Genomic DNA, 15682 nt, shown 5'->3' on the forward strand with positions numbered 1-15682 from the left:
TATAATGATTTTCTAAAATTAGAACCGGTTGGTGCGCAGTTCGAACATGTCGAGGGCCAGCGGCTTCGGCGCGAGCGAAGCTTCGGCAATTCCGACCGACGCCTCGCCGATTGTCTTCACGGCACTGGTCATGGCGTCGGTATCGATGCCGTCATCCGGTGCCTCGGCGGCGACGATCTCCGTCTGGGTCGAGCCGTTGGTCGTCGGGTGAAGCTCGGCAATGGCCTTTTCCTCGGCCATCCATTTGGGCAGCTTGCTGACATGGATTACCGGCGAGCCGCCGAGCCAGGCTTCGGTGCGCGCCAGCTTCTTCTCACCGTTGATCTCGATGATTTCTGTCTTCTGGGTGCCTGTCGGCAGATCGGGAACCTTGTAGGCCGCCTCCTCGGATTTCGGGGCCACGGCGACCGGGCAGCTTGCGCAGTTCTTGGTGACGATACTGACGCCTGGCTGATGCGTGCTGTTGATCACCGTGATCGACGACGCGAAAGCGGAACCGCTTGCAAACACCAGAGCTGTAGCCAGAACGAGACGCATGACCGGGAATCCTTCTTGAGGTCCCTAATATTTACTGCCGCTTCGTTTCTATCCCGTCTGGATAATCGGTAAATTTTGAATGAACTGGCGTTTCCGGCACTCAGTTCTGTTCGCGCGCCACCGCCTGCCAGCCGATATCGCGGCGGCAGAAGCCGTTTTCCCATTGGACCTGGTCCAAGAGCTTGTAGGCGCGCGCCTGCGCATCCGCGACGGTTCCGGCGGTCGCCGTGACGTTCAGCACACGGCCGCCGGTTGCGACAAGTTTGCCGTCCTTGAGGGCCGTCCCGGCGTGGAAGATCTTCCCGCCGGCAGCATCCTCCGGCAGGTGGGCAATCGGGGTGCCCTTGTCGTAGACGCCGGGATATCCCTTGGAGGCCATCACCACGGTCAGCGCCACGTCGTCGCTCCACTCGGCGGAAACCTGGTCCAGCGTCTCGGTCGCTGCCGCATGGAGCAGATCGAGCAGGTCGCTCTTCAGCCGCATCATCAGCACCTGGCATTCGGGGTCGCCGAAGCGGACATTGTATTCGATCAGTTCCGGACCCTTGGCGGTGATCATCAGGCCCGCGAAGAACACGCCGGTAAAGGGATGCCCACTTTCGGCCATGCCGCGGATCGTTGGCTCGATGATCTCCTTCATGGTGCGCGCGACCATGTCCGGCGTCATGACGGGAGCGGGCGAATAGGCGCCCATGCCGCCGGTATTGGGGCCGGTATCGCCGTCGCCGACCCGCTTGTGGTCCTGGGCCGTCGCCAGCGCCAGCGCCGTCCTGCCGTCGGACAGGCAGAAGAAGCTCGCCTCCTCCCCGTCCAGATAGGCTTCCACCACCACCTCGGCACCGGCCGACCCGAAGGCGCCGTCGAAACAGTCGTCGATTGCAGCAAGCGCCTCGTCGAGCACCATGGCGACGGTGACGCCCTTGCCGGCGGCAAGCCCGTCTGCCTTCACGACGATCGGCGCGCCCTGTTCGCGCACATAGGCCTTGGCCTCGGCCGCATCGGTGAAGCGGCGATAGGCGCCGGTCGGGATATCGTAGCGGGCGCAGAGGTCCTTGGTGAAACCCTTCGAGCCTTCGAGCTGGGCGGCGGCTGCGGAAGGACCGAAGGTCGCAATGCCCTTGGCGCGGAGACGGTCCGCAAGTCCGGCCACGAGCGGCGCTTCCGGCCCGACGACGACGAGATCGATTGCGTTGTCGAGGCAGAAGGCCGCGACGGCGGCATGATCGTCGATGTCGAGCGATACGAGTTCGGCATGGTCGGCGATGCCGGGATTGCCGGGGGCGGCGTAGAGTTTGCCGAGTTTCGGAGACTGGGCGAGTTTCCAGGCGAGCGCGTGCTCGCGTCCACCCGAACCGATCAAGAGAACCTTCATGTCCTGCCCTCGCCTGCGCTGAAAACCATGGCCTTGCGCGGCGGTTAAGGGGAGGGGAGGCAAAGGTCAAGGGCCAAGGCTTGGGTGGCCTCCCATCTTACGTCTATCATGGCGTTTTGACGGGAGGCCGTTGCGTTCGATAAAGGTCAGAATTCACCGCGCCGATTTTTGGCGCCACGTCGGATGTCCAGTGTCGTCTGGAAGATCACCCTGTTCCGGTAGGCGAGAAAAGGCACCGGTTCGTTCCGAAGGGACGCATCGTTCAGCTTCTGTTCGAGATAGGAAATGGCAGCCTCGAGCTCTTCATTGGCGACCGCCGTATCAAATGCCAGAATCCTGGCGGCGTTTTTGGGCATTCGTCTCTCCATTCGGCCACATCATGCGGCGGATGGGTTTTAGTTGCCTCTCGCCGGAGGTGAGAGTGCGTTAATTCTTTTCCACAGGGCCTTGGTTAGCAATCGGTCACCCGGTGTTTCGTCCCGGCACGGTCCGGTTCAGCAAATTGTGGAACGGGCATTCGCTCCGTTGCCTTGCCACAAACTTCGACTATGGTCGCGCCTCCCATTTGAACGAGGACGCCCATGGCCGCCGATCTCCGTTTCCTTGCCGCAGCGATTGCCGCGGAAATCAATGCCCGTCCCGAACAGGCCGCCGCCGCGATCGGGCTGATCGACGACGGCGCCACCGTGCCGTTCATTGCGCGCTACCGCAAGGAAGTGACCGGCGGGCTGGACGATACGCAGCTCCGCAACCTGGCGGAACGGCTGGTCTATCTGCGCGAACTCGAAGCACGCCGCTCAACGATCGTCGATTCGATCAATTCGCAGGGCAAGATGACCGACGAGCTTGCCGCAAAGATCGGCAAGGCGACGACCAAGGCCGAGCTCGAAGATCTTTATCTCCCCTATAAGCCAAAGCGCCGCACCCGCGCCGAGATCGCCCGCGAACGCGGCCTCGGTCCGCTTGCCGAGGCGATCTGGGCCGACCGCAGCGCCGATCCGGCGAAACTGGCCGAGGCCTATATCAAGGACGAGGTCGCCGACGTGAAGGTGGCACTCGAAGGCGCCCGCGATATCGTCGCCGAGACGATCTCCGAAAATGCCGACCTGCTCGGCCGGCTGCGCCAGCATATGCGGGGCGGCGCGACGCTGAAGGCCAGGGTGGTCGACGGCAAGCAGGAGGCCGGTGCCAAGTTCTCGGACTATTTCGATCATTCCGAACGCTGGTCGACAGCACCCGGCCATCGCGCGCTTGCCATGCTGCGCGGCTGGAACGAGGAATTCCTGACGCTGACGATCGAAGTGGACCAGGACGATCCGTCGCCGGTCAAGCCCGCCCAGCGGATCATCGCTCTCGCTTTCGACATCCGGGATCGGGGTGCGGCCGATCGCTGGCTGATGGAAGCCGCCGGCTGGACCTGGCGCGTCAAGCTCTCGGTGTCGCTGTCGCTGGACCTGATGCGCGAACTGCGAGAGCGCGCCGAGGAGGAGGCGATCCACGTGTTCGCCCGCAACCTCAAGGATCTGCTGCTCGCCGCACCCGCCGGCTCCCGGCCCACGATGGGCCTCGATCCGGGCATCCGCACCGGCGTCAAGGTGGCGATCGTCGATGCCACCGGCAAGCTGCTGGAAACCACCACCGTTTACCCGTTCCCGCCGAAGAACGACATCCGCGGCACCCAGGCCGAGCTCGCCTCGCTGATCCGCAAACACAATGTCGAGCTGATCGCCATCGGCAACGGCACCGGCAGCCGCGAGACGGAAAAGCTGGTCGCCGACATGCTGTTGAACCTGCCCGGGCAGAAGCCCACCAAGGTCATCGTCTCGGAAGCAGGCGCCTCGGTTTATTCGGCGTCGGAAACCGCCGCTCTCGAATTCCCCGGCCTCGACGTGTCGCTGCGCGGCGCCGTCTCCATCGCCCGCCGCCTGCAGGATCCGCTGGCGGAACTGGTCAAGATCGAACCGAAATCGATCGGCGTCGGCCAATACCAGCACGATGTCGACCAGGGGAAACTCTCCCGCTCGCTGGATGCGGTGGTCGAAGATGCGGTGAACGCGGTCGGCGTCGATTTGAACATGGCGTCCGCGCCGCTGCTCTCGCGCGTCTCCGGCCTCAGCCGCTCGATTGCCGAGGCGATCGTCGCCCATCGCGACCAGAACGGCGCGTTTTCGAGCCGCAAGGACCTGCTGAAGGTCGCCCGTCTCGGAAACCGTACCTTCGAACAGGCGGCAGGCTTCCTGCGCATTCCGAACGGCAAGGAGCCGCTCGATTCGTCCGCCGTCCATCCGGAAGCCTATGGCGTCGCCAAGAAGATCGTCGCCGCCTGCGGCCGCGACCTGCGCTCGCTGATGGGCGACAGCGCAGCGCTCAAGGCACTCGACCCGAAGCGGTTCATCGACGAGACCTTCGGCCTGCCGACTGTCAAGGACATCATCGCCGAGCTGGAAAAGCCCGGCCGCGACCCGCGCCCGAGCTTCAAGACCGCCACCTTCGCCGAGGGCGTGGACGAGATCACCGACCTGAAACCGGGCATGATGCTCGAAGGCACGGTCACCAACGTGGCCGCCTTCGGCGCTTTCGTCGATATCGGCGTGCACCAGGACGGGCTGGTCCATGTCTCACAGCTCGCCGACCGCTTCATCAAGGACCCGCACGAGGTGGTGAAAGCCGGCGACGTGGTGAAGGTCCGTGTCGTCGAGGTCGATGTGAAGCGCAAGAGGATAGCGCTGACCATGCGCAAGGACGGCGGCGAGGCGGCACCCGCTCCGCGCGGCGACCGCGACGTCCGGCCGGTTAACCCGAAAATGATGAAAACTGAAAAACCTTCATCTCAGGGCGCTTTCGGCGCGGCACTCGCGGAAGCTTTAAAACGCAAGTAATTTTCACGGGCTTCCGGAAAATCTCAATCACAGCGTGCGGGCCGTCAGCCAAGGGTTTGACGGCCTGTTTTTTTATGTCATTTTCATGGCCGCAATGTGCTTGAAAGTCGCACAGAAACGCCTAGATTTTGGATTAGTAAGGTATCCTTAGTATTATTGGAGGTGGGTCCGTGGCCTCGTCCCTTCACAATCTTCTCAGCAAAATCATCAAGACGGGAACTTTGATCGTACGCGCTTCGGGCGGCGAGCAGCGTTATGGCGGCGGCGGTGGGCGGTCCGTTTCGATACGGTTTACCGACGAAGCCGCCGAACGCGAACTGGTGGCGGATCCTCCCTTGAAGCTCGGCGAGCTTTACATGGATGGCCGTCTCGTCATCGATGACGGCGACATCTACGAGTTCCTGGCGCTTATCAAGGACAATACCCTCAGCGAAGGCCTGACCTTCGGGATGATCTGGCGCGGTATCGCCCGCGTGCTGGTTTCCCAGTTCCGCAATCGCGTGCCGATCAACCACAATCGGCGCAACGTCGCCCATCACTACGATCTCAACGAAAAGCTGTTCTCGCTCTTCCTCGACGAGGACTGGCAATATTCCTGTGCGTATTTCAATCCGCCGGGCATTTCGCTCGACGAGGCCCAGATCGCCAAGAAGCGCCATATCGTCGCCAAGTTGCTTGCCGAGCCCGGCCAGAAAGCGCTGGAAATCGGCTCCGGCTGGGGCGGCATGGCCATGTATCTGTCGGAATCCTCTGGCGTCGATGTGACCGGCATCACGCTCTCGACCGCGCAGCTCAAGATTTCGAACCAACGCGCCGCCAAGCGCGGGCTTGCCAACAGCGTCCGCTTCGAACTGCAGGACTACTATTACCTGCCGCCGGACAAGCGCTACGACCGCATCGTTTCCGTCGGCATGTTCGAGCATGTCGGCCGGTTGAATTACCCCAAGTTCTTCAACAAGGTGAACGACGTTCTCGCCGATGACGGCGTGATGGTCCTGCATTCGATCGGCCAGCCCTATCCGGCCCTCGTCAACAATCCCTGGATCGAGAAATACATCTTCCCGGGCGGCTATATCCCGGCAATCTCGGAAGTGATGCCGTCGATCGAGCAGGCGGGCCTGCTCGTCTCCGACATCGAAATCCTGCCGATGCACTATGCCCATACGCTGCGCCACTGGCGCGAGCGGTTCATAGCCAACAAGGACAAGGCGGCGGCGCTTTACGACGATCGTTTCGTGCGGATGTGGGAGTTCTACCTGGCCGGTTCGGAAATGGCCTTCACCCACGAAAGCTTCTTCATCTTCCAGATGCAGATCGTCAAGAAACGTACGGCCGTTCCGGACAACCGCGACTACATCTACGAGCGCGAGGCGGAGCTCAAGGCCTTCGAACAGAGCCGCATCCCGCTCGACAAGGTCGCCGTTTGAACTTCCGCTTGGTTAACAGGCTGGCAACGGAAATGCGATAATAGAACAGAAATCCCCATTGGGGTCTCTGTTCTGTTTTGCGTTTTCAGGATCCATTGCCATGTCCCTGCCTCTTCGGGCTGCCCTTTTCATTTCCGCCTTTTCGATCGTTTCTCCCGGCAGCGCCGGGGCCCAGGAAGGCTTCTGGTCAGGCGACTGGTACCTGACGCTCGGCGGCGCCGGTTTCGTCGCGCCGAAATTCGAGGGCGACAACGGCCGCAGCCTGCAGTTCTCGCCGATCATCTCGCTCGGCCGCCAGAACAGCAAGCAGGCACGTTTCTCATCCCGCAACGACAGCATCTCCTTCGCGCTGATCGACCAGGGTTCGATCCGCGCCGGCGTGGCGGCCAAGCTGATCATGCCGCGCGACGGCGATACCTCCGACGACCTGAAGGGCCTGAAGGAGGTCAAGCTCGGTGGCGAACTCGGCGGCTTCGTCGATATCTATCCGACCGATTGGATCCGCGCCCGGGCCGAAATCCGCCAGGGCATCCGCAGCCACGACGGCGTCGTCGCCGATGTCTCGGTCGATGCTTTCACCGATCTTCAGCCGGATCTCAGGCTTTCCGGCGGTCCGCGGGCGACCTGGGCAAGCAACGGCTACAACGACGCCTACTACAAGGTCACCCCGAGCGAGTCCGCAGCGTCGGGCCTCTCCGCCTACGACCCGGGCAGCGGCCTGCATTCGGTGGGCGTCGGTGCGGCGCTGACCTGGAAGGCGACCGAACAGCTCGAGCTCACCTCGTTCGCCGAATACAAGCGGCTGACGGGCGATGTCGCCGACAGCAGCCTGGTGCGCGAGCGGGGCTCAAAAAACCAGCTGATGTTCGGCGTTTCGGCAAGCTACAAATTCGGCTTCTCGCTTCCCTAAGGCGTGGCTCCTTCTACGCCGGGGGGCGTGGCTCTTCCACGCCGTGAGGCGACAAAGCGCCGGCTTGACCGTAGCGTTCGGCCGGCGCTAGAACCGGCCATGACGAACGCCGACGATTTCAGCGGCCGCGTGGCCGACGCTCCATCCGACAACTGGGTCTACCGCGTCCTGCCGCGGCCGGCCTGGCCCTACGCGCAGCTCGCAAGGTGGGACCGGCCGATCGGCTGGCAGTTGCTGATGTGGCCCTGTTTCTGGTCCGCGGCGCTGGCGGCGAACGCTGCTAGGGAAGAGGGCGCGTTTTCCCTCGGCCTCCTGCTTTTCCACCTCGCGCTGTTCTTCCTGGGGTCGGTCGCCATGCGCGGTGCCGGCTGCACCTATAACGATCTGGTCGACCACGACATCGACATGGAAGTGGCGCGCACCCGTTCGCGGCCGCTGCCCTCCGGCCGCGTATCCCGCTTCGAGGCCAAGGTCTTCATCGCCGTGCAGGCGCTGGTCGGTCTGCTCGTCCTCATCCAGTTCAACGCCTTCACCATCCTGCTCGGTATCCTGTCGCTGGCGGTGGTGGCGATCTATCCGTTCGCCAAGCGGTTTACCGACTGGCCGCAATTTTTCCTCGGCCTTGCCTTTTCCTGGGGCGCGCTGATGGGCTGGGCCGCAACGTTCGGTAGTCTCTCGCTTGCCGCCCTCTGGCTCTACCTTGCCGCCATTGCTTGGACGATCGGATACGACACGATCTATGCCCATCAGGACAAGGAGGATGACGAGCTGATCGGGGTGCGCTCGACCGCGCGTCTGTTCGGCGACAATACCAAGCCCTGGCTGATCGGCCTTTACGGCCTGACGCTCGTCTTCCTGCTGCTCGCTTTCGGGTCGGCCGGCGTCGGTTTCCTTGCCTATCTCGGCCTTTTCGCCGCGGCGGTGATGTTCGGCTGGCAGGTTCTGGTCCTCGATATCGACAACGCCGACCAGTGCCTGAGGCTTTTCAAGTCCAATAACCGCGTCGGCGCGATCCTGTTTGCCGGCCTCCTGGTGTCGCTCGCCCTTTAATGGAAAAAGCCCGACCGCTTGAGGATCGGGCTCTCTCCCACCTTATCGCGCGGGCGGTGGACAAAGGGACAAGCAAAGCCCTACCGACGCGCGATAATCTCCTTGCCTTCGATCTTCATCGTCACGCCTAGGCTGCCGGTGGTGCGGCGGACCAGGAAGCGCGGCCGGCGGGCCGCGAAATAGGAATGGCGGCGGCGCTGCCTGACGGCATTGGTGCGCACGTCGCCGATATGGTTTTCCAGCGGCCGGGCGATGCCGTCGGCTTCCACCATCAGCATTGGAATGCGATAGGCGTCCGACCAGCTCCGCCAGTCGGCGGCTATGTCGCAGAGGTCGTGGGCGACGAGCAGCGGGATGCACAGATCCGGATCGTCGTGATGCAGTTCGAGCGTGACCGTCACTTCGCCGTCGCCGTGGTCTATGGCGCGGGCCGCGACCCCTTTGAAGGCGCGGGCGGGCAGGGCGAAGGAGAGCGGCAGGCCGCTTGCGGGAAGGATCTTACGCAGCACAGCGCCGCGTTCGTCGATGGTGATGGAGACATCTCCTGATGTCTCGCGCAGCGCATAGGTAACCTGCTGCGGGAAACGAGACGGATCGAGCCTGAATGTCGATCCTGCCCAAACGGGCTTCAGAACAGTGTTGGTCATCGATATGCTACCCTTGTTTTACCTGAGAGCCGTTGCCGGTTTCTCTACGGGACTTTTGTCCTCTGATAGCCAAAGCATAGGGCGGGCCATGTTCGAGACTGCTTAAAAATAGCGGTTAAAGAAGCCTTGCCTGCCTGGATGGTTAGCGAAAGGGCACGCTTTTGGGTTTCCGGAAGGTGAATCGCGGCGTTCCTGTGCGGGCCTGGGACAATCCGGCGCGACGTCGGAACGCCCAGAAAAGCCCCGGGCAAGGCTAGGTTGCGATGATTGCGGCAGCATCATTCCGACTCGTGGGGCCCTTCCGTGGTATCGACCTATCTCACCTTCGATCTTGTCAATCGCGACATGCAGAAAAGCCTGAAGACGATCGCTGGGCAGACGATGGTGGTCAGCGACACGAAATACTACCAGGAAAATATCGGAAAGATAAAAACGGTCGACGAGTTCCTCGACAACTATCGTCTCTATTCCTATGCGATGCAGGCGCATGGCCTGGATGACATGATCTACGCCAAGGCGTTCATGAAGCAGGTGCTGGAAAGCGATCTCAGCGACGACAACAGCTTCGCAAACCGCCTGACCGACGATCGATATCAGAATATCGCCGCAGCCTTCAATTTCGGCGTTTCTAACGGAGAAGGGGCCGCCGCCCAGTCCAATGGGCAGATGGAGGAACTCTTCGATACCTATGACCAGACGATCGCCGCACAGAACGATACGCTCGAGGCGGACACCCGTTATTTCAAGGCGATGCTGGGCGAGACCGGCAATATCACCAACGTCGATCAGCTGCTGGCCAATCCCAGGCTCCGCGACTACGTGTTCACCGCCTACGGCATCGATACGGAATACTACAACTACAATGCGATCCGCGGCGTGTTGGTTAGCGATCCGGCCGACCCCACCAGCTTTTACAACACCGCCTACGGCAACACTCTCAACCAGTACAATGCGGTGAAAACCGAGGACAGCGAGCTTGCCGAGCGGCTGGGCCTCAGTACCGGCATTCCTGCTCTGCAGAACTCGATCACGCTTGGCCAGCAGAAGAAAACCGATATCGAAACCCAGATCGCCACCAAGCAGAATGAGCTGAACAATGGCGGGGATCCGGCGGTCATACAGCCCCAGATCGACGCCATGCAGGTGGAACTGACCAAGACGGTGGAGGCGATCCAGACGGACCAGACCACCCTCGCCACATCGCAGACACGCTACACCGAGCTGGATGGCAGGCTGGTGCCGATCGCCCAGACGGCCGAGCGGCGCGCCGAACTTGCAAAGCTCATCGCCGCCGGGGCGTCCGACGCGCCCTATCTCGGCTTGATGAAATCGCTGGCCGAGGATTTCAAGTTCAATGCGGACGGCTCGGTGCCGGCAGGCGGCGCGGTCACTCCCGAAAAGCTGCTGGAGATCGTCGGCGGTTTCTTCAACAAGCAGGCCCGTATCACCCATGCCGAGGCGATGTTCAACCAGGAGCTCTTCGAGCAGGAGCTCAAGACGGCGGACAATGTCAGCGACTTCATCGACGACCCGCGACTTCTCAAATATATCAGGGTCGCCTTCAATCTCGACAAGGCCTCGGTTGTGAAATCGACGATCGAGCAGATCCTGACGAGCGACCTCGCCGACCCGAACAGCTATGCGAACCGCTTTGGGGATACCAATCCGGAATATCTGGAGCTGGCAAAGGCCTTCAATTTCAATACCGACGGTACCGTCGCCGCCGGCCAGGCCCAGGACGGATTGCAGACCAGCTCCACCCGCAGCGACTATATGAGCCGCTGGGACGACAAGCAGGAAGCGGATCTCGACAAGGCCATCAAGTTCTACAAGCTCGACCTTACTGCCGTGAGGACGCTTGACGATTTCCTGAGCAAGGACGCCCAGGACTCCTACAACTTCGCTCTCGAGGCGGTTGGCCTCGACCCGGCGACCGTTTCGAAACTGACGATCAAGCATGCCCTGAAAAGCGATCTTTCCGATCCGGAGAGCTATATCTACAAGCTGAAGGACGAGCGCTTCGTCTCGCTTGCGAAATTTTTCAACTTCGACACGAATGGGGGCGTCACCCGACAGGTGCTGCTCCAGTCCAATGCGGCGATCACCAACGTCGCCAAGGACTATATCCTGCGCAAAAGCCGGTTCATGGAAGGCGATGAACTCAAGGCGGCCAGGGCGAAGGCCCAGACCGAGGCGAAATATTATACCGACGCGATGCAGCGTATTGGCAGCCGCGACGAGCTGCTCGCCGACCGCAAGACGCTCGACATCCTGCTGATTTCCAAGGGGATAGATCCGTCCACGGTCACCAACGACTTCTTGAAGGAGGCTTTCAACTCGGATCCCGCCGATCCCAAGAGCTTCGTGAATACCCAGACGGACAAGCGGTTTGCGCAGATCGTCGGCACCTTCAATTTCGATTCCAAGGGTGAGATCGACCGCAGCTCGGCAGGCGAGGCCCAGAACGGTGGCGAAGTTGTCGCGACCCAGGACCTCTACGTCCGCCAGATGCTCGAAACCCAGCAGGGCGAGGAAAATCCAGGCGTCCGCCTCGCACTTTATTTCGAGCGCATGTCCGACAGCATCACCGACCCTTACGTTATCCTGGGCGACGAGGCGCTGATGGAGTTCTTCCGGATCACCTTCAGCCTGCCCCCGGAAATCGGCAACATGGATGTCGATCAGCAGGCCAAGATAGTGGAGAAAAAGCTCGATCTCGAAGACCTGGCCGATCCGGAAAAGGTGAAGAAATTGGTGCAGCGCTTCACGATCATGTACGATCTGGAGAATAGCGTAAACGCGGCATCGGCGGTGAGCATCCTGAGCGGCGGCGGCTCGGCCGGCATCAGCTCGGATACGCTGTGGGCATTGTCCCAGATCAGGATGAGCTGAGAGCCAGCCGGCCTCTTCAGGCGTCGTCGCTCTTGTCGGCCGTTTCAAAGCGCGGATCGGCGTTCGATTCGAGCCAGTCGAGGTCTGCGCGCATGGCGTCGCGGCTCGCCTTTTCCATCCGCCGGTAGCGGGACAGCAGTTCCTGGCCGAATTCGGTCAGGCCCGCACCCCCGCCGCTTTTCCCGCCATGGCGGGTAAAGATCGACGGCTCCCTGAACATCCGGTTGATTTCGTCGCCGAGCAGCCATGCCCGCCGGTAGGACATGCCGATCGAGGCGCCCGCCGCCCGGATCGAGCCGTGCTCGGCGATCAGTTCCAGAAGCTGCGCCTTGCCCGGACCGAGCCGCACGCCGTTGTCGAGGTCGATCCGGATCGTGGTCTTCGACCGTTGGCTCATGGAATGGCCACTACCTTGCCGGGGTTCATGATGCCGGCCGGGTCGAACGCCTGCTTGATGCGCCGCATCAGGTCCATCTCGATCGGCGAACGGATATGGGCAAGCTCGTCGCGCTTCAACTGGCCGATGCCGTGTTCAGCCGAAATCGACCCGCCGGCGGCAAGCACGATGCCGTGGACGATCGCGTTGATTTCCCGCCAGCGGCCGATGAACGCTGCCTTGTCGGCGGCCATGTCGGGGCTGATCGGCTGCGAGATGTTGTAGTGGATGTTGCCGTCGCCGAGATGGCCGAAGGCGCAGACCCGGGCGCCCGGCATGGCTGCCAGCACCGCCTGCTCGGCTTCTGCCATGAAGCTCGGGATTTTCGAGACGGGCACCGACACGTCGTGCTTGATCGAACCGCCCTCCGGCTTCTGGGCGTCGGACATGCTTTCGCGCATGTGCCAGAGCGCCTTCTGCTGGGCGACGGAGGAGGCGATCACGGCGTCACGGATGAGGCCCGCCTCGAAACCCTGTTCGAGCAGCGATTGCACCATGGAACTGGCCGTCTCGGCGGAATCCGAAGTCGAGATGTCGATCAGCGCGTACCACGGATGCGGCTCGGAGAGCGGATCGCGCACGCCCTCTATATGCCGGACCACGAATTCGATGCCGATGTGCGGCATCAGCTCGAAACCGGTCAGCGCCGTGCCGCAGAGGTTCGAGGCCCGCTCGAAGAGCTTCAGCGCGTCTGCCGGCGAGTTGAGGCCCGCGAATGCCACCTGGTGCCCGACCGGCTGCGGGAAGAGTTTCAGCACCGCGCCGGTGATGATCCCGAGCGTGCCTTCCGCGCCGATGAACAGGTCGCGCAGGTCATAGCCGGTATTGTCCTTCTTGAGCCGGCGCAGGCCGTCCCAGATCTCGCCTGTCGGCAGCACCACTTCGAGCCCGAGGCAGAGCTGGCGGGTATTGCCGTAGGCGAGCACGGCGGTGCCGCCGGCATTGGTGGAGAGGTTGCCGCCGATGCGGCAGGACCCCTCCGAGCCGAGCGATAGCGGAAACAGCCGGTCGACGGCTTCCGCCGCCTTCTGGACGTCCGCAAGGATGGCGCCGGCATCGGCGACCAGCACGTTTGCGACCGGATCGACGTCCCGGATACGGTTCATCCGTTCGAGCGAGACGATCAGGTCGTTGCCGCCGGTGCGCGGCGTCTGGCCCCCGACAAGGCCGGTATTGCCGGTCTGGGGCACGATTGGCGTGCCGGTCTCGCTCGCAAGCTTCAGGATCGCGGCAACCTCCTCGACCGAGCCCGGCTTCAGGAGCATCGGCGAAGAGCCTTTGTAGAGGCCGCGGCCCTCGACGAGATGCGGCGCAAGATCGCTGGCATCGCGCAGGACGTGGTTTTCGCCGACGATCGCGGCGAAGCGGTCGAGAAGTTCTGGGTTCGGCCCTGAAATGTCCATCGGCGTCTCCTCCTCTTTGTCCCCGGCTATTCCCGCGGGGCGGCCGCCCTCGCCAGACGGTCATTGATGGCCTCGCCGAGCCCATGGTCGGGAATGGGCGTGACGGCGATGCTGGCGGCGCCGGTGGCGTCGGCGCGTTTCAGGTAATCGAACAGATTTGCCGCCGCCTGCGCAAGGTCGCCGGACGGGCTCAGGTCAAAAACCGCTGCGGCGAGTTCCATTCCCTTCACCGGAGCGGAACCGAGCCGGATCAACGCCTCGCCGGTCTCGACATGGTCGGCGTTGAGCCTCACCGCTGCACCCGGCGCATAATGAGAGGCCAGCATGCCGGGAGCCTCGATGATCGCCGCCGGTCCCTCCGGCCGGATCACCGCAAGACCCGTTGCCTTCTCGATCTCTTCCGCGGCTACCCCGCCCGGTCTCAGCAGCCGGATCACGCCGTTCTCGACGCGAACGATGGTCGATTCGACACCGACCGGAGCCGCACCGCCGTCGATGATCAACGCCAGCTTCTCGCCCAGGTCGTCGGCCACGTGGCGCGCGCTGGTCGTGCTCACCTTGCCGGACGTATTGGCGCTGGGAGCCGCGAGCGGCTTGCCGAAGGCGCGGATGAGTTCGGAAGCGAAGCCCTTGGGAAGCCGGATGCCGACCGTATCGAGCCCGGCCGTCGCCAGCGCATGAATGCCGCTTTCGGGCTTCAGGGGAAGGATCAGGGTGAGGGGACCCGGCCAGAAGGCTTCGGCAAGCCTGCGCGAGATCGGATCGAAGTCGGCATAACGCTCGGCCATGTCGAGATCCGACATGTGGCAGATCAGCGGATTGAAGCGCGGCCGGCCCTTTGTCTCGTAGATGCGGGTGATGGCGGCGGGATTGGTGGCGTCGGCCGCAAGTCCGTAGACCGTTTCGGTCGGGATCGCCACGGGCAGGCCGTCCGCAAGGACGGCGCAGGCTTGGGCAAGCGCGCCGTCATGATCCCGGGTGATGTCGATGATTTGAGCCGTCATATCCGCCCGTCAATAACGCGGACCCGGGCGTCTTCAAAGCTTTTTGATGATCTCGCGGAGCATTTCGTTGGACGTGCCAAGCATCAGCACGTTCTTGACGGCTTCCATCGGATCGTTGGTCTGGAACAGAAGGCCGTTCTTGCGGATCGTGCGGTTGATCTGCAGCGGCTGACCGGCCTCGCGTTCGACCGCTACGGCAAAATACATGCGCGAATAGGCCGGGCTGATATGCTCGAAGAACGTTTCTTCCTCGCCGATCTTGGAGAAGAAGTTGGCGATATAGAACGACCAGCTCACCGGGACGCCGCGTGGAAGAAACGTTCTTGCCGCGGTGACATGGCAATAGCCGAGATGCGGCCGCTCATCGAGCGTGTGGTGAAAGATGATCTTCGGAAACTTGATCGAGCGATGGAAGGAGTTGATCCGGTGATGGCTCGTTTCCCCGGCGGCTTCGAGCCTCTTGCCCGTGCGTTCGGCGACTTCGTCGTGGGTGAGGTAACGGCGCTCTTCCGGCAGCCAGACCGGTTTGTAGCGGGCGATCCGCCCGGTCCGAAGGAATTCGGAATGGGCGGCAGTCTTCACGACCACTGGCGCCGGAGGCGTCGGTGGAGGCGCTTCGTAATAACGGATCTTTCCCTTGGCCTGCACGGTGGTGTCGCTCCCCATTCACGCCGGGATTTTATGGCTTATCCCTTAATGACAGGTTTCGCTTTCGCGGGGCTGGAGTGTTGCATTTTGGGCCGTTTCGCCGCTGTCGCCAACGCGGTTGCCGATGTCGCAATGTCGCCTATGCGACACGCTCGCTCGATGATTATATCCGCCTCGATCTTGAGGTGCCGCCTGACTAGGGAAGGCGGAGAATTGGGAAGCCGGCAGGGGTCTGAATAACCCGATCCGGCGCTGCCCCCGCAACGGTGGTGGAGCAATAAGGCACGGCATGAGCCACTGGGAAAGAGCCGCAAAGGCCGCCCGGGAAGGCGCCGAGCCGGTCCCCCCAAGGGACAAGCTCCTGAGCCCGGAAACCAGCCTCGGGACCAAAAATGACGACCGGACGCGGCGGGCGTTCGGGACAGGGTGTTGGGTAGGCCTTGAGGCCGGCCGGCATTTCCATGTCCTTCCGCTGTC

At 62.5% G+C, this 15682-nt stretch carries 13 protein-coding genes and 1 riboswitch; of the genes, 5 read left to right on the forward strand and 8 right to left on the reverse strand.

Annotated elements, in window-relative coordinates:
* Window positions 1-18 precede the first annotated feature (18 nt).
* From LZK81_RS04725 to LZK81_RS04735, 3 genes are all read right to left on the reverse strand, one after another.
* A complete protein-coding gene (locus tag LZK81_RS04725; RefSeq protein ID WP_233955347.1) occupies window positions 19-537 on the reverse strand; it encodes a plant virulence effector HPE1-like domain-containing protein in 519 nt (172 codons plus the stop codon).
* 100 nt (window positions 538-637) lie between these two features.
* Complete coding sequence (gene purD / locus LZK81_RS04730) at window positions 638-1909, reverse strand: phosphoribosylamine--glycine ligase (RefSeq protein ID WP_233955348.1); 1272 nt, start codon at window positions 1907-1909, stop codon at window positions 638-640.
* Between the two features lie 146 nt (window positions 1910-2055).
* Complete coding sequence (locus LZK81_RS04735; protein WP_046603414.1) at window positions 2056-2265, reverse strand: hypothetical protein; 210 nt, start codon at window positions 2263-2265, stop codon at window positions 2056-2058.
* 225 nt (window positions 2266-2490) lie between these two features.
* Between LZK81_RS04735 and LZK81_RS04740 the strand changes: the two genes are divergently transcribed.
* From LZK81_RS04740 to ubiA, 4 genes are all read left to right on the forward strand, one after another.
* Window positions 2491-4788 carry a Tex family protein gene (locus tag LZK81_RS04740; protein ID WP_233955349.1) on the forward strand — a complete coding sequence of 766 codons (2298 nt, stop codon included), beginning with the start codon at window positions 2491-2493 and terminating at the stop codon, window positions 4786-4788.
* Window positions 4789-4958: 170 nt separating this feature from the next.
* Window positions 4959-6215 (forward strand): SAM-dependent methyltransferase, encoded by a 1257-nt coding sequence (locus LZK81_RS04745; protein ID WP_046603416.1) that lies wholly within the window; start codon window positions 4959-4961, stop codon window positions 6213-6215.
* A 100-nt stretch (window positions 6216-6315) separates the two neighbouring features.
* The gene (locus tag LZK81_RS04750) at window positions 6316-7125 is read left to right on the forward strand and encodes a MipA/OmpV family protein (protein ID WP_418936468.1); all 810 of its coding nucleotides are present in this window, start codon (window positions 6316-6318) and stop codon (window positions 7123-7125) included.
* Between the two features lie 99 nt (window positions 7126-7224).
* Window positions 7225-8175 carry a 4-hydroxybenzoate octaprenyltransferase gene (ubiA, locus tag LZK81_RS04755; protein WP_233955350.1) on the forward strand — a complete coding sequence of 317 codons (951 nt, stop codon included), beginning with the start codon at window positions 7225-7227 and terminating at the stop codon, window positions 8173-8175.
* 80 nt (window positions 8176-8255) lie between these two features.
* Here the strand turns inward: ubiA and LZK81_RS04760 are convergent, their stop codons facing one another.
* Window positions 8256-8822: a DUF6101 family protein gene (locus tag LZK81_RS04760; RefSeq protein WP_037084360.1), complete on the reverse strand. Its 567-nt coding sequence runs from the start codon at window positions 8820-8822 to the stop codon at window positions 8256-8258.
* A gap of 303 nt (window positions 8823-9125) precedes the next feature.
* On the opposite strand from LZK81_RS04760, the gene LZK81_RS04765 reads away from it, so the two are divergent.
* On the forward strand, window positions 9126-11714 hold the full coding sequence (locus LZK81_RS04765) for a DUF1217 domain-containing protein (protein ID WP_233955352.1): 2589 nt from the start codon (window positions 9126-9128) through the stop codon (window positions 11712-11714).
* A 16-nt stretch (window positions 11715-11730) separates the two neighbouring features.
* On the opposite strand, the gene LZK81_RS04770 is transcribed toward LZK81_RS04765, so the two are convergent.
* Genes LZK81_RS04770 through LZK81_RS04785 form a run of 4 tightly spaced genes read right to left on the reverse strand, consistent with a single transcriptional unit; the run spans window position 11731 to window position 15205 of the window.
* Window positions 11731-12111 (reverse strand): winged helix-turn-helix domain-containing protein, encoded by a 381-nt coding sequence (locus LZK81_RS04770; RefSeq protein ID WP_046603420.1) that lies wholly within the window; start codon window positions 12109-12111, stop codon window positions 11731-11733.
* A complete protein-coding gene (locus LZK81_RS04775; protein ID WP_233955353.1) occupies window positions 12108-13553 on the reverse strand; it encodes an FAD-binding oxidoreductase in 1446 nt (481 codons plus the stop codon). The genes LZK81_RS04770 and LZK81_RS04775 overlap by 4 nt, the downstream gene beginning before the upstream one ends.
* Window positions 13554-13579: 26 nt before the next feature.
* Window positions 13580-14557, reverse strand: coding sequence for an L-threonylcarbamoyladenylate synthase (locus tag LZK81_RS04780; protein WP_233955354.1), 978 nt, complete (start codon window positions 14555-14557; stop codon window positions 13580-13582).
* A 33-nt stretch (window positions 14558-14590) separates the two neighbouring features.
* Window positions 14591-15205: a DUF6656 family protein gene (locus LZK81_RS04785; RefSeq protein WP_233955355.1), complete on the reverse strand. Its 615-nt coding sequence runs from the start codon at window positions 15203-15205 to the stop codon at window positions 14591-14593.
* A 166-nt stretch (window positions 15206-15371) separates the two neighbouring features.
* Window positions 15372-15603: riboswitch (cobalamin riboswitch) on the forward strand.
* Window positions 15604-15682: the final 79 nt, after the last annotated feature.

This window comes from Neorhizobium galegae (assembly GCF_021391675.1).
In the GTDB taxonomy this organism is placed as follows: Bacteria; Pseudomonadota; Alphaproteobacteria; order Rhizobiales; family Rhizobiaceae; genus Neorhizobium; species Neorhizobium galegae_B.